The organism is Paenibacillus sp. J22FR21, from assembly GCF_056269135.1.
In genome coordinates this window covers 1-18,971 of the sequence record NZ_JBWDNJ010000014.1, presented here as the reverse complement: position 1 = coordinate 18,971, position 18,971 = coordinate 1, and the positions used below count along the sequence as shown (strand labels likewise).

The 18,971-nt window shown below is 50.5% G+C and carries 19 protein-coding genes and 1 rRNA gene; all 20 read left to right on the top strand.

Features of this window, described 5'->3' with window-relative positions:
• The first annotated feature begins 12 nt into the window (after positions 1 to 12).
• Complete coding sequence (nadB, locus tag AC0YNS_RS30030) at positions 13 to 1,629, top strand: L-aspartate oxidase (RefSeq protein WP_475784599.1); 1,617 nt, start codon at positions 13 to 15, stop codon at positions 1,627 to 1,629.
• A 40-nt stretch (positions 1,630 to 1,669) separates the two neighbouring features.
• Positions 1,670 to 2,521, top strand: coding sequence for a carboxylating nicotinate-nucleotide diphosphorylase (gene nadC / locus AC0YNS_RS30025; protein ID WP_475784643.1), 852 nt, complete (start codon positions 1,670 to 1,672; stop codon positions 2,519 to 2,521).
• Positions 2,518 to 3,285 (top strand): type III pantothenate kinase, encoded by a 768-nt coding sequence (locus AC0YNS_RS30020; protein ID WP_475784598.1) that lies wholly within the window; start codon positions 2,518 to 2,520, stop codon positions 3,283 to 3,285. The genes nadC and AC0YNS_RS30020 overlap by 4 nt, the downstream gene beginning before the upstream one ends.
• Before the next feature lie 16 nt (positions 3,286 to 3,301).
• Positions 3,302 to 4,204 (top strand): Hsp33 family molecular chaperone HslO, encoded by a 903-nt coding sequence (gene hslO / locus AC0YNS_RS30015; RefSeq protein ID WP_475784597.1) that lies wholly within the window; start codon positions 3,302 to 3,304, stop codon positions 4,202 to 4,204.
• A 17-nt stretch (positions 4,205 to 4,221) separates the two neighbouring features.
• Entirely contained in the window at positions 4,222 to 5,190 is a 969-nt protein-coding gene (locus tag AC0YNS_RS30010) for a peptidylprolyl isomerase (protein WP_475784596.1), read from the top strand.
• Positions 5,191 to 5,298: 108 nt separating this feature from the next.
• Complete coding sequence (gene cysK / locus AC0YNS_RS30005) at positions 5,299 to 6,237, top strand: cysteine synthase A (protein WP_475784595.1); 939 nt, start codon at positions 5,299 to 5,301, stop codon at positions 6,235 to 6,237.
• A 124-nt stretch (positions 6,238 to 6,361) separates the two neighbouring features.
• Positions 6,362 to 7,693: a spore germination protein gene (locus AC0YNS_RS30000; protein WP_475784594.1), complete on the top strand. Its 1,332-nt coding sequence runs from the start codon at positions 6,362 to 6,364 to the stop codon at positions 7,691 to 7,693.
• A 3-nt stretch (positions 7,694 to 7,696) separates the two neighbouring features.
• A complete protein-coding gene (locus AC0YNS_RS29995) occupies positions 7,697 to 8,812 on the top strand; it encodes a GerAB/ArcD/ProY family transporter (RefSeq protein WP_475784593.1) in 1,116 nt (371 codons plus the stop codon).
• Between the two features lie 5 nt (positions 8,813 to 8,817).
• Positions 8,818 to 9,900: a Ger(x)C family spore germination protein gene (locus AC0YNS_RS29990; protein WP_475784592.1), complete on the top strand. Its 1,083-nt coding sequence runs from the start codon at positions 8,818 to 8,820 to the stop codon at positions 9,898 to 9,900.
• Positions 9,901 to 10,006: 106 nt separating this feature from the next.
• Positions 10,007 to 11,572, top strand: coding sequence for an anthranilate synthase component I family protein (locus AC0YNS_RS29985; RefSeq protein ID WP_475784591.1), 1,566 nt, complete (start codon positions 10,007 to 10,009; stop codon positions 11,570 to 11,572).
• A 19-nt stretch (positions 11,573 to 11,591) separates the two neighbouring features.
• Complete coding sequence (pabA, locus tag AC0YNS_RS29980; RefSeq protein ID WP_475784590.1) at positions 11,592 to 12,173, top strand: aminodeoxychorismate/anthranilate synthase component II; 582 nt, start codon at positions 11,592 to 11,594, stop codon at positions 12,171 to 12,173.
• Positions 12,170 to 13,045: an aminotransferase class IV gene (locus AC0YNS_RS29975; RefSeq protein WP_475784589.1), complete on the top strand. Its 876-nt coding sequence runs from the start codon at positions 12,170 to 12,172 to the stop codon at positions 13,043 to 13,045. Before pabA ends, AC0YNS_RS29975 begins: the two co-directional genes overlap by 4 nt.
• Positions 13,042 to 13,923, top strand: a complete 882-nt coding sequence (gene folP / locus AC0YNS_RS29970) for a dihydropteroate synthase (protein WP_475784588.1) — start codon at positions 13,042 to 13,044, stop codon at positions 13,921 to 13,923. The genes AC0YNS_RS29975 and folP overlap by 4 nt, the downstream gene beginning before the upstream one ends.
• 32 nt (positions 13,924 to 13,955) lie before the next feature.
• The gene (gene folB, locus AC0YNS_RS29965) at positions 13,956 to 14,348 is read left to right on the top strand and encodes a dihydroneopterin aldolase (RefSeq protein ID WP_475784587.1); all 393 of its coding nucleotides are present in this window, start codon (positions 13,956 to 13,958) and stop codon (positions 14,346 to 14,348) included.
• Entirely contained in the window at positions 14,320 to 14,901 is a 582-nt protein-coding gene (folK, locus tag AC0YNS_RS29960; RefSeq protein WP_475784642.1) for a 2-amino-4-hydroxy-6-hydroxymethyldihydropteridine diphosphokinase, read from the top strand. Before folB ends, folK begins: the two co-directional genes overlap by 29 nt.
• Complete coding sequence (locus tag AC0YNS_RS29955) at positions 14,853 to 15,062, top strand: helix-turn-helix domain-containing protein (protein WP_475784586.1); 210 nt, start codon at positions 14,853 to 14,855, stop codon at positions 15,060 to 15,062. Before folK ends, AC0YNS_RS29955 begins: the two co-directional genes overlap by 49 nt.
• Before the next feature lie 64 nt (positions 15,063 to 15,126).
• On the top strand, positions 15,127 to 16,164 hold the full coding sequence (dusB, locus tag AC0YNS_RS29950) for a tRNA dihydrouridine synthase DusB (protein WP_475784585.1): 1,038 nt from the start codon (positions 15,127 to 15,129) through the stop codon (positions 16,162 to 16,164).
• A 253-nt stretch (positions 16,165 to 16,417) separates the two neighbouring features.
• Positions 16,418 to 16,894, top strand: a complete 477-nt coding sequence (gene greA / locus AC0YNS_RS29945) for a transcription elongation factor GreA (protein ID WP_091225471.1) — start codon at positions 16,418 to 16,420, stop codon at positions 16,892 to 16,894.
• 139 nt (positions 16,895 to 17,033) lie between these two features.
• On the top strand, positions 17,034 to 18,542 hold the full coding sequence (gene lysS / locus AC0YNS_RS29940) for a lysine--tRNA ligase (RefSeq protein WP_177186844.1): 1,509 nt from the start codon (positions 17,034 to 17,036) through the stop codon (positions 18,540 to 18,542).
• 324 nt (positions 18,543 to 18,866) lie between these two features.
• A 16S ribosomal RNA gene (locus AC0YNS_RS29935) occupies positions 18,867 to 18,971 on the top strand; the annotation flags it as partial.

Genomic DNA, 18,971 nt, shown 5'->3' with positions numbered 1-18,971 from the left:
AAAGTTGCACTTATGATTCCACGTTATCTCGTAGATGTTGAACTCGAAGGGCTTCCAGTCATATATAAAGATGTCATTGTAATCGGGGCCGGCATTGCCGGTCTTTTTACCGCAATTAAAGCCAGTGAAACGAATGATGTGCTCATGATTACGAAGAAGTCGCTGATGGACAGCAATACGCGTTATGCCCAAGGCGGCATTGCAGCTGTTATCTCCGAGGACGACTCCCCGGCTTATCATCGTCAGGATACGCTTATTGCCGGAGCCGGACTTTGCTCGCATAAAGCTGTCGATGTGCTCGTGCATGAGGGAACGAAAGGCGTAGAGGACTTAGTCCGCATGGGTACGCAGTTTGACCAAGAGAACGGCGAGTTTGCGCTCACCAAGGAAGGTGCGCACAGTCAGCGTCGTATTTTGCATGCCAATGGAGATGCGACCGGTTTCGAAATCGTTCGTGCGTTGTCGGAGAAAGCGATTGCGAACCCGCGGATTGAGGTTTGGGATGATCATTTCGTGATCGATCTGATTACCGATGACGGTGTTTGCGTCGGTGCTTTGGTACAGAAACCGGATGGACAGCGATTGTTCGTACGTGGCAAAGCAACGATTCTTTGCTCCGGCGGAGCAGGGCAGCTGTACCGTTATACGACGAATCCCGAAGTAGCTACCGGAGACGGCATTGCTATGGCTTATCGTGCAGGTGCTTACATAAAAGATGTAGAGTTTATTCAATTTCATCCAACATCGCTTTGTTACCCGGGTGCGCCTCGTTTTCTGATTTCGGAAGCGGTGCGTGGTGAAGGTGCGGTGCTTCGTAACATCCGGGGCGAACGGTTTATGGAGAAATACCACGAGCAGCTTGAGCTGGCTCCCCGGGATGTCGTGGCGCGGGCGATCGTCAGCGAGATGGAAGCGACCAAATCCACCTTCGTTTATATTGACGTGACACATGAATCCGCGGATATGGTGAGACACCGGTTTCCGAACATTTATGAGTTCTGTTTGAATTTCGGACTTGATTTGACATCGGATTGGATTCCCGTTGCCCCTGCGGCGCATTATATGATGGGCGGCGTAAAAACCGACTTGAACGGCGAAACTAATTTGCGTCGGTTGTTCGCCTGCGGCGAATGTTCGTCGACCGGCGTTCATGGTGCGAATCGATTGGCGAGCAATTCGTTATCCGAAGCGATTGTGTTCGGACGGCGAATTGTAGAGCGTATTAACACGCTGCCTCCGCTTGAAGGCCATACGGATGTTCACATGGATTCACTGAAACGGAGCGAAGCGCCGATCCAGGCGGTGGTTGAGAAGCGATTGAAGCTGCAGAAGACGATGGTGCGGTATGTCGGGTTGAATCGTGATGCTAACGGGCTGAACAAAGGGCTTGAAGAGTTGAAGAAGCTGCGTTCGATTTTTCATTCCGTTATTACGAAACGAGAAGAATATGAGTTTGCGAATCTGCTGACCTGCGCGATGCTCACGGCAGAGTCTGCCCTGACACGGGAAGAAAGCCGAGGCGCGCATAGTCGGGAAGATTTTCCGGAGCGTAATGATGTGCTCTGGCGCAAGCATACCGTTCTCCACCGGGAGAACGGGATAACAGAGGAGCGAATTGAAGATGTATGAAGCACAATTTGCGGCGGCATTCGGGAACAGTGCGACTGATATGCTGCGGGCTCAAATAAAGGCGTGGCTTGCTGAAGATATCGGGACAGGGGATATTTCAAGCTGGGCGACGATTCCGGCAGGAACGCGTTCGATGGCTGTCATTCATGTGAAGGAGGATGGCATACTGGCAGGTGTGCCGGTTGCTCGGCTTGTTTTCGAGGTGGTTGACTCCACGTTGGAATTCCGTCCATTGGCAGCCGACGGTGATTCTGTGACGAAAGGTACGATACTGGCTGAAGTCGAAGGCAGCACGCATAGTATCCTGACAGGCGAGCGTCTGGCGCTGAATCTAATGCAGCGTTTGTCCGGCATCGCGACCAAGACCCGCGCTTTTGTCCAGGCTATTGAAGGGCTTCCTACACGACTGGTCGATACGCGCAAAACAACGCCGGGTCATCGTCTGCTCGAGAAGTATGCCGTGCGGGTGGGCGGCGGATTCAACCATCGTTTCGGGTTATACGACGCCGTTATGATCAAAGATAATCACATCAAAGGCTCAGGCGGGATTACCGGCGCTGTGAAGGCTGCTCGTCATGTTATTCCCCATACAATGAAAATCGAAGTGGAGACGGAATCACTTGCTCAAGTGGATGAAGCTCTCGCGTGTGGCAGCGATATTATCATGCTCGATAACATGTCCAATGATCTTATGCGTGAAGCGGTGGGGCGCATCAAGGCTGGCTCACCTCATGTGATCGTTGAAGCATCGGGTGGTGTGAATTTGTCGACCATTCGCAGCATAGCGGAAACAGGCGTTGATGTCATTTCCGTTGGCGGGCTGACGTATTCGTTCCAATCCCTCGACATTAGTCTGGATTTGAATGGGAAGAAAGGAGGCCCAGCAGCATGATCGTCGTTGTGGACGTAGGCAATACGAACATTGTGCTGGGTATCTACCAAGCTCGCAAGCTGCTTTACCACTGGCGCCTGAGCACGAATCGTTCGGCAACCGTGGATGAATACGGCATTATGATTCACAATTTGTTTCAAATTGCAGGGGTTAAGCTGGATCAGATCGAAGGGGTAATCATCTCCTCCGTTGTGCCGCCGCTTATGCGTACGTTGGAACAGCTTTGTCAGAAATACATGCGTCAATCTCCGCTCATTGTTGGACCCGGCATCAAGACCGGACTAAATATCCGTTATGAGAATCCGCGTGAGGTCGGCGCAGATCGCATCGTAAACTCCATTGCAGGCATTGAGAAATATGGCGCGCCGCTGATCGTTGTCGATTTCGGCACCGCAACGACATTTGATTACATTGACGCAGGCAATAACTACTTGGGCGGAGCGATCGTACCGGGTATCGGTATTTCAACCGAAGCGCTATATCAGCGTGCCGCTAAGCTGCCCCGTATTGAACTGGTGAAACCGAAAAGTGTGATTGGTCGCAACCCGGTCATGTCGATGCAAGCAGGTATTATTTTCGGCTATGCCGGTCAAGTGGACGGTATCGTGAATCGGATTCGCAAAGAATTCAGTGTAACCCCGCGTGTTATTGCGACAGGAGGCCTGGCAGACTTAATTGCCGCCGAATCGGAAACCATTGAAGAAGTGGACCCGCTGCTGACCCTTGAAGGTTTACGCATTATTTACGAACGAAACCAAGAATAAAAGAGGTATCATAGAGATGACTGAAGAGCATAAAGATTATTTAGTACGCGGTACAGCATGGAACGGACAGCTTCGCGTATTTGCCGTCAAGACAACCGGGCTGGTAGAAGAGCTGCGTAAGCGGCATAACACAATGCCGACCACAACCGCAGCACTTGGACGCACGGCTACGGCAGGTGCGATGATGGGCGCCATGTTGAAGGGCAACGAGAAACTGACGATTCAAGTCAAAGGCGATGGCCCTGTCGGCCAAATCGTCGTCGACGCCAATGCCAATGGCGAAGTTCGCGGTTATGTAGATAACCCGGATGTACAGCTGCCCAGCAATGCGCTTGGGAAGCTGGATGTAGCAGGCGCTGTCGGCCGTACAGGCTACATCCATATTATTAAGGACCTGGGGCTGAAGGAGCCGTATCGCGGCAGCGTTCCGATCGTATCAGGCGAGCTCGCGGAAGATTTCACTTACTATTTCGCTACATCCGAGCAAACGCCGTCTGTTGTCGGGCTTAGCGTGCTTGTCGATGAATATGGCACCGTCATGAACGCCGGAGGTTTCATCGTACAAGTGTTACCGGGTATCACCGAAGAGAACCTTACGAAGCTGGAGCAGGCGATTGCGGTACTGCCGCCGATCTCTTCTCTGTTTGAACAAGGAGAAACACCGGAAAGCCTGCTGCGTTTTGTCGTTGGTGACGAAATTCAGCTGATGGACCATGTGGACGTCGTCTTTAAATGCCAATGCTCCATGGAACGTGTAGAGCGTACGCTCATCAGTATGGGTGAGCATGAGTTGAAACAGTTAATTGATGAAGACGGACAAGCTGAAGTCGTGTGCCATTTCTGCAACGAGATCTATGCATTTGACCGCCAGCAGCTTGAGATGCTGCTCGATCAGGCTAAGCCGAAGCCGATTCAATAATCGGAGGCCAAGCGATAATGAAGAACGACCGGGTGCTGAAGAGCATTGTGCTCATTCAGGCGATCTGTATGATTATTTTAGCTCTCGTGGTGGTGTTCCGGGTACTGCTCCCGCCTAAGGCAGATCCGCAAGCGACGGTCGATAATTCACAAGACCAAGAAGGCCCTGCGTCTACGGAGGAGCCGCTTGCCGCCAAGGTTGGCGATGAGCAGATTACGGCCAAGCAGCTCAGCGACGAGCTGCAGCTGCAGTACGGCGATCAGCTGCTTCGTACATTGATGGTGCGAGCCGCTACCCGGCAGGAGGCGGAGGCTTACGGCCTGAGCATCTCGGACACGGAAATGAACGATGAGCTTGAAGCCATGATGACAGGCTATGAGAATAAGGAACAATATTATGCCACGATGAAAGAGCAGCTCGGCTTAACGCCTGAGGGGATTCGGGAAGACACCGAGTACCGGCTGCTTCTTGAGAAAATCGCAGTTCGATCTGTTGAGGTGACCGAGTCGGAGATTGATGCCTACATAGCAGACAACAAGGAGCAGTTCGCCCCCCGGAAGCAGCTGCATCTGGCATGGATTGTGCTTGCAACGGAGGACGAAGCCGACGACCTGCTGCAGCAGCTCGATTCAGGAGAAGATTTTGCCCTAATGGCAAAGACCTACTCGATTGATACCAATACGGCAGATGGCGGCGGGGATCTGGGGTTTATTGAAGCCGATGATCCGTTTACGGATGATGCCATTCTGGAAGCGGCCAATCGGCTGTCAGTTGGCGAGGTTACCGGGCCAATCGAAGTGGAGCAAGGTCAAGCCGTTATTCAGCTGCTCGAAACGCATACGGAAGAAGTGCTGAGCGAGAGCCGTATACGTGATCAAGTGAAGCGAGAGCTGGCTTTATCCAAGCTGAACGGGCTGCGTGAAGTAGAGAATTCACTGCTGCAGAAATATAACGCGGAAGTGCTTCCTAAGTCTTCCAATGGGTAGAGCTGTAGGCCTTTTGTTCGAAAACTGACTATTGACAACTACTGGGTTTCATTGATAATATGTAAGTAAAACCAACTGATTTAGTCGGAATAAGGAGGAGCACTATTCATGGCTAGAATTGTACAAAGCGTGATCGATCTTATTGGGGATACACCGCTTGTTCGCTTGAACCGTTTGGTACCGGAGGACAGCGCAGAAATTTACGTGAAGCTTGAGTACCAGAATCCCGGCGCAAGCGTTAAGGACCGTATTGCAATCAGCATGATCGAAGTAGCTGAACAGCAAGGTATCCTTAAACCGGGTGATACTATCGTAGAACCAACTAGCGGTAACACAGGGATCGGTCTGGCAATGGTAGCTGCCGCTAAAGGTTATAAAGCGATTCTCGTTATGCCTGAAACAATGAGCGTTGAGCGTCGCAACCTGCTTCGCGCTTACGGTGCTGAGCTTGTGCTTACACCGGGATCTGAAGGTATGAACGGAGCAGTTCGCCGTGCGGAAGAGCTGCAAGCCGAGAATCCTTCTTACTTCATTCCGCAACAATTTAAGAACCAAGCAAACGTGAAGGTACACCGCGAAACAACCGGCCCTGAGATCGTTGAAGCGATTAACTCGCTTGACGGCAAGCTGGATGCATTCGTTGCGGGTATCGGTACAGGCGGTACGATTTCCGGTGCCGGTGAAGTACTGAAACAAAACTTCCCGGGCATCAAAGTAGTAGCTGTTGAGCCTGCTGCTTCTCCGCTGCTCTCCGGTGGCGGCCCTGGCGGTCACAAAATCCAAGGGATTGGCGCTAACTTTATCCCTGAGATCCTAAACCGCGAGATTTACGACCAAGTCATCACAATTGAGAATGAAGAAGCTTTCGAAACGGCTCGCCGTGCAGCGAAAGAAGAAGGCATTCTCTGCGGTATTTCCTCCGGTGCAGCGATCTTCGCAGCATTGAAGGTTGCCAAAGAACTCGGTAAAGGCAAACGTGTCGTTGCTATTGTTCCATCCAACGGCGAACGTTACCTGTCCACACCGCTGTTCAACTTCGAGAACTAATCGTAAGCGTTTTGCTTACTCACAGAGGGTCCCCTTTCCAAGGGGATCCTTTTTTATATTGATAAAACACCCCATCCAAGGAAAAGATAAACAAATCCTTGGCAGAAAATGAGGTGTTGCAGCGGTGACAGTGACCACCCCGAAGACTGACGATTGGAATATCTATCATCTTGCACTTCAAGAGCGTACCTACCGAATCGAATGGCTGTCCTCCATGGCGGACCAGCAAATTATGCGGGAACGCTTCTTACCGATGCTCCAGATGCATAAGCCCCATTCCAGCGAAGAGATGAAGCTGATCCTGCCGATTGAAAATATCGAAATTAAATCACGTGCCGATATGCATCAATATTTACTGAAGGGGTATATCAGTGTAACGATTGAAACAGCCGGTGTCGCTCATCCCGACGTCCTCTTCTTTCCTTGTAAGAAAAGCAATTATCGGGGTGTTGAGACACCGCTAGAGGAGTTTGCGGAATCTGGGCCCATGGAAGCCTTCTCGGAATCGCTGGAAATGAATTTGAATCTCATTCGCAGACGTCTAGTGTCCGAAGAGCTGCATGTACGGAATCTCGTACTCGGATCGGCCAAGCTGCCTGTCTCCATTGTCTATTTGGCCGACCATGTTATGGAGGCGGACCGTTTAAATTATCAAGTCGAACAAGCGTCAATCGATCATCCGAAGGCGCTGATGGATATCTCCAGCTTTGCCATGCTGCTGCCGAACGGTAAAAGCCCCTTTTTCCCTCCGTATGATTTTGCCGAATTGCCGCTGCAGACGGTGCATTCGCTGGAGTCTGGGAAGGTTGTCATGCTCATGGAAGGCTCACGCAAAGCCTTAATTGCCCCAACTTCCATCGAGGATTCGTTTATGACCGCTTCTGACCTGTTCTCACCTCGCTATTACGTCGTTCTTATTCGAGTCATTCGGGTAATCTGCTTTATTCTGGCTCTATTGCTGACGCCGCTTTATGTAGCTGTAGCCACTTATAATTTTCAAATGTTTCCGAGTAAAATCATTGAAACGCTCTTAGTTTCACGTTACCGCGTTCCCTTCTCTCCATTCGTAGAATCTCTGTTTATGGAGATTCTGGTTCTCATACAGCTTGAAGCCGTTACTCGTCTTCCAACCAAGCTTTCGCAAAGCGCAGGCATTGTAGCGGGCATTGTTCTGGGGACAGCAGCTGTGGAAGCGGGAATCGTGAGCAATGTCATGCTGGTCCTGGTATCCATATCGTCTTTGCTGACGCTTGCCTCCGCAACGGTTCAACTGCGAGGCATGTTATTTTTCCTCAAAGTGCCGGCCTTATTGTTGGCGGTTATCCTGGGGCTCCCGGGCATTTGTATGTTTTGGTTTTTATTGCTGTCACGACTGTTTGCCGCTCGATCCTTGAACAAGCCGTTTGCGCTATTCGGCGTTCATCCGCTATCCCGCTATATAAAGGGGAAGGGGTGAGCAATGATGCGACAAGATCGCATTACGGCATGGCAATTCTTCTATATGGCTTGTGGACTTCAGGGAGCTGCAAATTATTATATCGTTACCAGTAAACTTACCGGGTATGTGGGTACTTCGAGCTTTATGTATGTGCTTGCAATTGCCATCGCCATCGGCATTTTATGTATGCCTTTAGGCAAAACAATGACGGGGAGCGTAAACCAAGATTTCGTTGCCAGCCATCTCGCTGCATTTGGAAAACCGATTGGCGTTATGCTGCTGATGCTTTTTTTTGCAGCTTTGCTTCTGGTTGGAGGGATAACAACGAATCAAATGGTTCTGCTTCTAGACCGTTATCAGACGCCTAACTTCCAGTCCTATTGGGTGATCGCGCTCTTCTTGGTCTGTGCGGTTGTAGCGGCTAAAGGCGGTGTCCGCGTCTTTGCGGGGCTCTTCTTCGTTGCACTTTGTATGCGAGTTCTGGAGTATGTGCTGATTATACTGGGGTCGCTGCCTTATTTTGAAATAAGATCCGTCTTGCCGCTTTGGAGCGGTCAACTGCAGCAGCTGGGAGGGGGAGTCTCTAGCGGGACAGCTTTGTTTAGTGGAATTGAGCTGCTGCTATTTCTCAAGCTCAATACAAGCGGCCTCAAGGCATCCCGAATACGTTACGCGTTATGGGCGGCGATTGGCGTGAATAGTGCGTTTACGATCCTATCCTTGTGGCTGATGCTTGGCGTGTTTGGCATTGAGATTGTTTCTACGGGCACGGTAACGACCGTCGATTTATATAAAATCATGTCCTTTCCCTTCTTCGAGAGCATCGATCAAGCGGGGGTAAGCTTTCAGCTGTTTCGTCTGCTGCCCATTCTATCTCTGCTGCTGTGGGTGATTTCTTCTTTGCTGAGGAAAACAATTTTATGCAAATGGCCGGAAACAGCTCATCTGTGTTTGTCTGCTCTGCTGCTTCTTGCAACGGCGGTTACCCTCTGGTATTCACGGTATACCCTTCTCATTCAAAATTGGCAGCCTCTCATAACGGTGTTTATGGTGGGAGCTTATATCCCTCTTTACGGGCTGCTTAGCCGTAAAGCCAAAGGGTCCGGAAAAGCATCGGCAGTTCAAGAGGGGAGCTAGAGGTAATGCCGCGTAAAGGATTGTTCTGTATAACGCTGTTGATGATTCTGCTGCTGCTTCCGGGGTGTCAAGGAGACTTACTTGAGAAATTAAGTATTGTTTATGGTATTGCTTATGAGCCAAGTAAGGATGCCAAGGATTTAGTCGCGGCCTCGTATTTGATCCCGCTGTATAAGAAAGACGGCGTGGAAAGTCAGATCGTTCGGACACAAGCCCAATCTACGATTGAGACACGGAATTTGGCTGCCCTCAAGACCGGAGGCAAGTTTGTTGATGAGAAGACGCAGGTAGTGCTGATTGATCAAGGGCTGGCACGCCAGGGGGTTTACAACCGTTTATTAATTTATTATGCAAGCAGGCTAAATCTGCCCGGTAATATGTCACTGACTGTGACAGAGACTTCGCCTTCAAGTCTTCTTGAAATGCCTATGAAGGATATTGACCCAGGCACCAGCATAAACAATCTCCTGGCTAAGAACGAGAAGCAAGGCGTCATACCGCTAACCAATTTATTAACTTTTGTTCGTCAACATGCAAACAAAGGACAAGATCCTTATCTGCCGCTTATACGTAAGGATGGTGAAGGTCCCCGTGCTCAGTTGGTGGGGCTGGCATTGTTCAAAGATGATCGTTACGTCTTTCCTTTGAAAGGATATCGGAGCATGCTGCTGTTCTCCTTGCTTCAGCAGCCAGTGGCCAATGGCTATTATGATACCGATGAGCAAGAGAAGCCGCTGCGCATGTTAATCGAGCATTCAAGTACTAAGTATGTTTGGGAGGCATCCAGTAAGGTAATGACGATTCGCATCAAGATTCATTCTTATCTTATTCCTAACTTCGCAACCCCGATGGAAAAGTATTCAAGGAGTGAGTTTGAGCAATTGAAAAAGAAGGCTGAGCAGGATATGGAGCAACAAATCAGTAAGCTGATTGGGCGATTGCAGCGCAGTAATATCGATCCAATCGGCTTAGGGGCAATCGCGAGATCTCAGGATCGGCATTGGAAGGCCGAAGCATGGTATGCGATGTATCCGCTGCTGAAGGTTCAAATCGCGGTAAAGGTGGATTTTGATTCAGAACGCAGATAACCTTCTTTTCTTTTTCCCACAATTTCGGTATACTAGCTTGCAAACAAAGAGAGCAGGCCATGACGGCCGCGGCTCTCTCGAACGGATAGGAAGTGAGGGGCTGAGAATGGAACGTACAGCCTTTAAGGATTGGTTGAACTGGCGGGAAGAGGGTTACACTTCGCTGCCAGTGCTTATGAAGCGCGAGCTCGGCAGTGGTGAAGGGCGTCCGGCCTCATGGGAAGCGGCGTGGAAGACGGCATCGCCGCACGCGTTCGTGCTGGAGAGTGGCAAGGATGGCCGCTATACGTATTTAGGGCTTAATCCTGCGTCTGTTATCCGTGGTAAAGGAATGGAAGCAGAGGCGGTCGATCTTGTTGATGGTCGTGTAACCACATATAAGGAGAAACCGCTCGAAGCGGTGCGCAGCTGGATGGGCGGCCTTAGAGCGCCGCGAGTGCCGGGTGCACCGAAATGGACAGGCGGCTGTGCAGGCTTCTGGAGCTACGATGTTATTCGCTCAATCGAGCGGCTTCCGGTGCAGGCGGCAGACGACCTGGACCTGCCTGATTATTTGTTTATGCGGATGGACGAGCTGTGGATCGTGGATCATCAAGAGGAGCAGCTTTACTGCGCTGCACATACTGCACTAACGGGACAAGAAACGAAGGAACAGCTCGAAGTTTTGTTCGAAGCAGCTTGTATTCGTGTGCAGCGCATGGCTGAGCAGTGGACTGCTTTTGCCAGAGGAGAAGCAGCGGCAGCAGCAGAAGCTTTGCGGAGTGCTCGGACTCGCTTTATGGAAGACGGTTCCCTTCAAATCGACTTGGAGTCGGTAAACGGGATTACGTCCCCTTTTGCCAAGGAAGCCTTCAAAGCGGCGGTGGAGCGAATTCGGGACTATATCGCGGCAGGCGACGTGTTTCAGGTTAATCTCTCCCAGCGTCAAAGCCGTAACATTCAGTCGAGTCCGGAAGAGCTCTATGAATGGCTTAGATTGTTCAACCCCTCGCCCTATATGGGATTCTTGAATTGTCCGGACTTCCAGCTCGTATCGGCTTCGCCGGAGCTGCTGGTGGAGCTCTCGGATGGCAAGCTGGCTACGCGCCCCATTGCGGGTACGCGTCGTCGCGGACTGACCGAAGAAGAGGACCTTCGGATGGCCGAGGAGCTTCGGAGCAACGAGAAAGAACGGGCAGAGCATATCATGCTTGTCGATCTGGAGCGCAATGATCTTGGCCGTATATCGGCATATGGCTCGGTTCACGTATCGGAGCTCATGGTTATCGAATATTACAGCCATGTGATGCATTTGGTATCGCAAGTTGAAGGCCGAATTGCCTCAGGCAAGGACGCTTATGATGTCATTGGAGCGACCTTCCCGGGCGGTACAATTACAGGTGCGCCTAAGATCCGTACGATGGAAATCATCGAAGAGTTGGAGCCGACGCGGCGCGGGCCTTATACCGGATCGCTCGGATGGATTGACTACAACGGAGATATGGAATTTAATATTATTATAAGAACGATGTCGGTGAAGGATGAAGTCGTCCACATTCAGGCAGGAGCGGGAATCGTCATTGATTCTGATCCGGAGCGTGAATACCGCGAATCACTAAGCAAAGCCAAGGCACTGTGGAAGGCGATCGAGTACAGCGAGCAATGGGCAGAAGCAAGCCGCGCTCGGCTGTAATCCAAAGGGGGAAACGCAAATGATATTGGTCATCGATAACTACGACTCATTTACGTACAATTTGGTTCAGTACTTGGGAGAGCTGGGCGAGGAGATTGTCGTGAAACGCAATGATGAGATTGGGCTTGAGGATATTGCGGCCCTTGCACCGGATCATATTCTGATTTCGCCGGGACCATGCAGCCCGAATGAAGCGGGTATCAGCCTTGCCCTCATTGAACGTTTCAAAGGCATTATTCCGATATTCGGCGTATGTCTTGGCCATCAAGCGATCGGACAAGCTTTCGGAGGCGACGTTGTTCGCGCTGAGAAGCTGATGCACGGCAAGACCTCGCAGATTCATCATGACGGCCGCACGATTTTCGAAGGAATTCCTTCTCCTTATACGGCGACGCGTTACCATTCCCTAATTGTGAAGAAAGAAACACTTCCGGATTGCCTGGAAATCAGTGCAGAGACGGAAGAAGGCGAAATTATGGGACTGCGCCACAAAGAGTATCTCATTGAGGGCGTTCAATTCCATCCGGAGTCGATCATCACCGAGAACGGACTGAAGCTGCTTCGTAATTTCCTGAACATGCGGGCAGGCGCGGTACGATGAAGATCGGATGGAATGGCAGCATCAAGTTACAGGAAGAGGCCGTGATCTCGGTTTACGATCACGGTTTTTTGTATGGAATGGGCCTCTTCGAGACGTTTCGCACCTATGGCGGTGAGCCGTATTTACTGGAGCGGCACTTGGAGCGTTTGTCGGCCGGATGTGAGTCGCTTGGCATCAAGTGCAAGCTTGATACAGCTGAGCTGCGAAGCTGGCTTCGCGAGCTAATGGCTGCTAATGAGCTGGAAGAAGCGTATGTTCGACTGACGGTTACCGCAGGCGAAGGTGTACTTGGTCTTCCGACCGGGGATTATGAAGAGCCGAATGTGCTGCTGCTTGTAAAAGCACTGCCTGGACCTAATGATGACCTCTATCTTAACGGCCGTGAGTTAGCGTTGCTGCGGACCTTGCGGAATACGCCGGAGGGCGAGGTGCGTTTGAAATCGCTCCACTATATGAATAATATTATAGCAAAGCGGGAATTGGCGGCGACCGCCTGGGCTGCCTCGGGAGCAGAAGGGCTCATGCTGACCCGGGAAGGGTGGCTGTCCGAAGGAATCGTCAGCAATCTTTTCTTCGCTCACGCAGGTAAGGTATTCACGCCGGACATTGAAACAGGTATTCTTCCGGGAATTACACGCCAGCGCGTAATGGAGCTGGCTCGGGAAGCGGGAATAACCGTCGAAGAAGGATTCTATACGTGGGCAGAGCTGTCGGAGGCTGAAGAAGTTTGGGTAACGAACTCGATTCAAGAGCTTGTACCTGTTACTGTGTTAAGGGATGATGACGGCTGCCGAACAGTGATTGGGAGTGGACAAGCCGGCTCGATCACACGGAAGCTGCTGGCAGCATATCGGGAGGATACCCATTCATGAAAGCATGTATATCAGAAGATAAAGTAAAACAGTGGCCCTTTGAGCGGGGCTACGTATTTCCGAACGGTGTGCAGCTTGCGCTTGGAACACGGACGCTGATCATGGGCATTTTGAATATGACACCGGACTCCTTCTCTGACGGAGGACGGTATAACGAAGTGGAAGCGGCCGTTCGTCATGCCAAGCAAATGGTTGCAGACGGCGCAGACATCATCGATATCGGCGGGGAGTCGACACGTCCGGGATTCGAGCCTGTTCCGCTTGAGGAAGAGCTGAAGCGGGTCATCCCCGTCATTCGCGCAATTCGCGAGGCAGTGCCGAACATTTCGATTTCTATTGATACCTATAAAGCTGAAACTGCCGACCAGGCTTTGCATGCGGGAGCACACATTATCAATGACATATGGGGACTTAAAGGTGACCCGCGAATGGCCGAGGTTGCTGCAGCACACCGCTGTCCCGTCATTATTAGTCATAATAGGCAGGCTAGAGACTATTCCGATTTGGTCAAAGACGTCCTGGTTGATTTGCGCGAAAGTATCACAATAGCGCGAAACGCCGGTGTATCGGACGAATTAATCTGGCTCGACCCGGGGATTGGGTTTGCTAAGACCTACGAGGATAATCTCGCGCTAATGGGCAAGCTTGATCAATTGGTGGCAGAAGGGTTTCCCGTGCTGCTAGGCACCTCTCGCAAGAAGTTTATCCGCGAAGCGCTGCAATTAAATTCGAATGAAATCACGTTTGGCACAGCGGCGACGACCGCGCTTGGCATCATGCAGGGCTGTCAGATCATCCGCGTACACGATATTCGCGAGAACAAGCAGACCGCATTAATGAGCGATGCCATTGTATATCCGCGCGTGAAGTCGATATAGGAAGAAATTTGTCGAAGAATGGGGAATAAAACATGGACAAAATGACTCTAAAAGGGATGCGGTTCTTCGGATATCACGGCGTTTTTCCGGAGGAAAACAGACTCGGCCAGCAATTCTATGTCGATCTGTCGCTTCAGATGGACTTATCGCAGGCAGCCAGAACCGACGATCTTGAACATACGATCAACTATGCCGAAATTCATGCCCGGGTGAAGTCAATTGTTGAAGGACCGCCATTTAAACTGATTGAGGCGCTGGCAGGTCACGTTGCATCGGCCGTCCTCGACGCTTATACTAGTGTAAATGAAGTGACGGTGTCCGTAACGAAGCCGAATCCGCCATTTGAAATCTTTTTCGACGGCGTGACGGTGGAACTCTGCAGAAAGCGGGATGACTATGGAACCGAGCGGCCCGCAAGGCATTAATGATCTGAAACTCATCCTTCGCACGGATGAGGCAAACGCATATATAGCACTCGGCGCTAATGTGGGCGATCGACAGCAGCAGCTTCGGAACGCACTTCATTTGCTGGACAGCCACCCAGCGATAACGGTTGTACGGGCATCGGCAATTTACGAAACCGACCCTGTGGGCTATACCGATCAACCGGCGTTTCTTAATATGGCTGCTGCACTGCGAACCTCGCTTGAACCACATGAACTCTTGCATGCGATGCTTGCGATGGAGCAGCAGCTTGGAAGAAAGCGAGATATCCGCTGGGGGCCGCGAACCATTGATTTGGATTTGCTTTTATATGAAGGAGTTACGCTTGCGGAAGAGGAGCTTATACTGCCGCATCCACGTATGATGGAGCGTTCGTTTGTGTTGGTGCCTCTTAGCGATGTACTGGCGGAGGAGCATTCACTGCAGAAGCAAGTGAAAGAAATCGCAAAGCAAGCGCTACAAGACAGAGGGGAAGGAATCGCGCTATGGAATACGATCAATTGGCCGGGCGCGTCCGCGCATTCCGAAAGCTAAAGGGCTATACGCAGCAAGAGCTCGCTGCCAAGCTAAGCGTTTCTGTTGCTGTGCTCGGATCGCTAGAGCGGGGAACGCGCAAGCCGGATCCTAAGCTGTTGGAGCGCATTTCGGACACACTCGGTATCAGCTACAGCGAACTGACCGCCGACTTTAAATGAGTATTACGCTGGTTTAATCATGGTTTATAAATTGTTTTTAACTCAGAAGGGAGTCTGGACGTTCATGCTCAAAATCGGAAACATCAAGATGAAGAATCAAGTCGTGCTGGCGCCGATGGCAGGTGTGTGCAACCCGGCTTTTCGACTGATAGCCAAAGAATTCGGCACCGGTCTGGTTTGCGCCGAGATGGTTAGCGATAAGGCTATCCTGCACGGCAACAAGCGCACGCTGGAAATGCTGTTTGTAGATGAGCGCGAGAAGCCGCTTAGCTTGCAAATTTTTGGCGGTGACCGCGAATCGTTGGTGGAGGCTGCTAAAGTCGTCGATAAGCAAACAAACGCAGATATTATCGACATCAATATGGGCTGTCCTGTGCCTAAAGTCACAAAATGCGACGCAGGTGCGAGATGGCTGCTCGATCCGAACAAAATCTACGAAATGGTGTCGGCTGTTGTCGACGCTGTCGATAAACCGGTCACGGTGAAGATGCGGATCGGATGGGACAGCGAGCATGTATTTGCCGTTGAGAATGCGCAAGCCGTTGAGCGTGCGGGCGGCAAAGCTGTCAGTGTTCATGGCCGTACGCGGGAGCAATTGTATACCGGTACTGCCAATTGGGATATTATAAAGGATGTTAAGCAATCCGTATCCATTCCCGTTATTGGTAATGGTGATGTGTTCTCTCCAGAGGACGCACGCAGGCTGCTTGACCATACCGGCTGCGATGGTGTCATGATTGGCCGTGGAGCACTCGGTAATCCGTGGATGCTGTATCGGACAATCCAATATTTGCAGACGGGAGAGCTGCTTCCGGACCCAACGCCTCGCGAGAAGCTGGACGTCGCTATTTTGCATATGGATCGTCTTGTTAACTTGAAAGGCGAATCGACGGCCGTTCGCGAGATGCGCAAGCATTTGGCATGGTATCTCAAAGGGATTCCAGGTGCGGCAAGAGTCAAAGACGTCATCATGGAAGAAACGACACGCGACAACGTAGTGCAGATTCTAGGCCAGTATGTCGAGTCACTGGGTGAGCTGAGCGAAGAGCCTACAGCCTCGATCACACCTTCCACTTCATCGGAAGAAGCCGTATATCACTAATCCAAGCGCAAAGGAGCTCATAAGCGAGTGCCTTTGCGTTTCGTGGAGTTAAGCGATTACATTTGCTGGTTGGCTTTCGTTGACATATAGGGGAAGTTGAAATATAATCTTCCAATAACAAACCGTCCGCCTGGTTTATGACTGGCAATTCTCATTCCTGCGCGGTGTCATCAAGGGCATGATGCGTAATATATTAAGTAACAGTGATTCATACACGGTATGAAAAAATGCCACACGACAGGAGAATTGTAACATGAGTGATAAAGAGATTATCCTTACACAAGACGGCCTGAAGAAGTTGGAAGATGAGCTTGAAAACTTGAAGTCCGTCAAACGTCGTGAAGTTGCTGAGCGGATCAAAGTGGCTATCGGCTATGGCGATATCAGTGAAAACTCGGAGTATGAAGACGCTAAGAATGAACAGGCGTTTATCGAAGGTCGGGTTATTACACTTGAGAAAATGCTCCGTAACGCCCGTATTATCAATAACGATGAAATCAATATTGAAACGGTGAGCATCGGTTCTATCGTTACGGTTGAAGATTTGGAGTTCGGTGATACGATGGAGTATGCGATCGTCGGTTCGGCTGAGTCGGATCCGCTTAAGAATAAAATCTCTAATGAAAGCCCGGTTGGCAAAGCTATTCTTGGCAAGAACAAAGGCACGATCGTAGAAGTAAGCGTACCAGCCGGCATCATTCAATATAAAATCGTTGATATCAAAAAATAAACCAGGCATGCCTTTTGAGAAAGCTTCCTTGAGGAAGCTTTTTTCAACATTGTGGAGCAGGAATGTGTTCTGCTCTGGCAAGGGTAATAGGGCAGCGGCTGTACCGCCCTGCCTTTCTGGACCAACAAGGAGATGAATCGTGGTGGAGCAAGGAACGCAAGAACAAGAATTAAGCGAGCTTCTGCAAATTCGCAGAGACAAGCTGGACGAGCTCCGCGGACTGGGCATTGACCCATTCGGCGGCAAATTTGAACGGACTCATCATGCTAAGAACATCGTAGATACGTATGAAGAGGTAAGCAAGGAAGATCTCGAAGCTCAGGCTGTTGAGGTTACCGTTGCAGGCCGAATCATGCAGAAACGCGGAATGGGTAAAGCAAGCTTTGCTCATATTCAAGATTTGAGCGGCAAGATTCAGATCTACGCGCGCAAGGACACCGTCGAGGAAGCTCAGTATCAAGCGTTCGATCTTCTGGATCTTGGCGATATTATTGGCGTGCGCGGCGTTGTCTTCAAAACAAACACAGGCGAAACCTCTATTAAGGCGAAAGAAATCACAGTGTTGTCCAAATCGCTTCTGCCGCTTCCCGAGAAATATCACGGCCTCAAAGACGTAGAGCTGCGTTACCGTCAGCGTTATGTAGATTTGATCGTGAGCCCGGAAGTACAGCAAACGTTTATCTTGCGCTCCCGTATTATCCAAACGATGCGTCGTTACCTGGATGCGCAGGGTTACCTGGAAGTCGAAACACCAACACTGCATTCCATTGCTGGCGGTGCTGCGGCTCGTCCGTTTATTACCCACCACAATGCACTCGACATGCAGCTGTACATGCGTATCGCAATTGAGCTTCACTTGAAGCGCCTTATTGTCGGCGGCATGGAGAAAGTATACGAAATCGGCCGCGTTTATCGGAACGAAGGCATTTCGACACGTCATAACCCTGAATTTACGATGATTGAGCTCTACGAGGCTTATGCGGATTATAAAGATATTATGGCTCTAACTGAGTCGCTTATTGCACATATTGCGCAAGAAGTGCTGGGAACTACGAAAATTATGTACCAAGGTACGGAAGTTGACCTAACGCCGGCATGGCGCCGTGTGTCGATGGTTGAATTGGTCAAAGAAGCGAAAGGCGTCGACTTCAGCCAGCAAATGACAGACGAAGAAGCGCATGCACATGCTAAAGCGCATAATGTGAAAGTTGAGCCGCATATGACTTTCGGTCATATCCTTAACGCATTCTTCGAGGAGTTCTGTGAGCATACGTTGATTCAACCGACGTTTGTGACCGGTCATCCGGTTGCGATCTCGCCGCTTGCTAAGAAGAACGATCTCGATCCGCGCTTTACGGATCGGTTCGAGTTGTTCATCGTGGCGCGTGAGCACGCGAATGCCTTTACGGAGCTGAACGATCCAATCGATCAGCGTCAACGTTTTGAGTCGCAGCTGCTTGAGAAAGAACAAGGCAATGACGAAGCGCATGAAATGGATGAGGATTTCATCCGTGCGCTGGAGTACGGTATGCCGCCAACAGGCGGACTTGGCATCGGAATTGACCGTCTAGTTATGCTGCTTACAGATGCACCTTCTATTAGAGACGTACTGTTGTTCCCGCTTATGCGTGAGCGTGCAGGCGAATAATCAAATTAAACAGAACCGCCGGGGTGAGTAGCGAGTAGCCCTGGCGGTTTTCTTTATGGAAGCGTACAGCGAAAAACAGTGCTCCAAGAAGAAATTGAAAAAAGTTTAAAAAAAGGGTTGCAATCATGTTGTGGGCTATGATATATTAATCAAGTCGCCGCTGAGACACGGGCGAATGAGCAAGAAAAACACGAAGTATTTGTTCTTTGAAAACTGAACAATGAGCGACCAGTCAAATGGTCATAAATCGCGAAACTAACGTTTCGCAAGCTAGTTTTTTTGAATGAGCTAACAAGCAAATTCATAAACGGTCTTCGGACCACTTTTATGGAGAGTTTGATCCTGGCTCAGGACGAACGCTGGCGGCGTGCCTAATACATGCAAGTCGAGCGGAGTTATTCCTTCGGGGATAGCTTAGCGGCGGACGGG

Coding starts and splice junctions, on each gene's coding strand:
- folB (WP_475784587.1), top strand. CDS start 13,956: ATGGACAAAATGACTCTAAAAGGGATGCGGTTCTTCGGATATCACGGC.
- folP (WP_475784588.1), top strand. CDS start 13,042: ATGAAAGCATGTATATCAGAAGATAAAGTAAAACAGTGGCCCTTTGAG.
- hslO (WP_475784597.1), top strand. CDS start 3,302: ATGACTGAAGAGCATAAAGATTATTTAGTACGCGGTACAGCATGGAAC.
- AC0YNS_RS30020 (WP_475784598.1), top strand. CDS start 2,518: ATGATCGTCGTTGTGGACGTAGGCAATACGAACATTGTGCTGGGTATC.
- AC0YNS_RS29955 (WP_475784586.1), top strand. CDS start 14,853: ATGGAATACGATCAATTGGCCGGGCGCGTCCGCGCATTCCGAAAGCTA.
- pabA (WP_475784590.1), top strand. CDS start 11,592: ATGATATTGGTCATCGATAACTACGACTCATTTACGTACAATTTGGTT.
- nadB (WP_475784599.1), top strand. CDS start 13: ATGATTCCACGTTATCTCGTAGATGTTGAACTCGAAGGGCTTCCAGTC.
- AC0YNS_RS29985 (WP_475784591.1), top strand. CDS start 10,007: ATGGAACGTACAGCCTTTAAGGATTGGTTGAACTGGCGGGAAGAGGGT.
- AC0YNS_RS29975 (WP_475784589.1), top strand. CDS start 12,170: ATGAAGATCGGATGGAATGGCAGCATCAAGTTACAGGAAGAGGCCGTG.
- greA (WP_091225471.1), top strand. CDS start 16,418: ATGAGTGATAAAGAGATTATCCTTACACAAGACGGCCTGAAGAAGTTG.
- AC0YNS_RS29990 (WP_475784592.1), top strand. CDS start 8,818: ATGCCGCGTAAAGGATTGTTCTGTATAACGCTGTTGATGATTCTGCTG.
- AC0YNS_RS30010 (WP_475784596.1), top strand. CDS start 4,222: ATGAAGAACGACCGGGTGCTGAAGAGCATTGTGCTCATTCAGGCGATC.
- cysK (WP_475784595.1), top strand. CDS start 5,299: ATGGCTAGAATTGTACAAAGCGTGATCGATCTTATTGGGGATACACCG.
- dusB (WP_475784585.1), top strand. CDS start 15,127: ATGCTCAAAATCGGAAACATCAAGATGAAGAATCAAGTCGTGCTGGCG.
- folK (WP_475784642.1), top strand. CDS start 14,320: ATGGAACCGAGCGGCCCGCAAGGCATTAATGATCTGAAACTCATCCTT.
- AC0YNS_RS29995 (WP_475784593.1), top strand. CDS start 7,697: ATGATGCGACAAGATCGCATTACGGCATGGCAATTCTTCTATATGGCT.
- nadC (WP_475784643.1), top strand. CDS start 1,670: ATGCTGCGGGCTCAAATAAAGGCGTGGCTTGCTGAAGATATCGGGACA.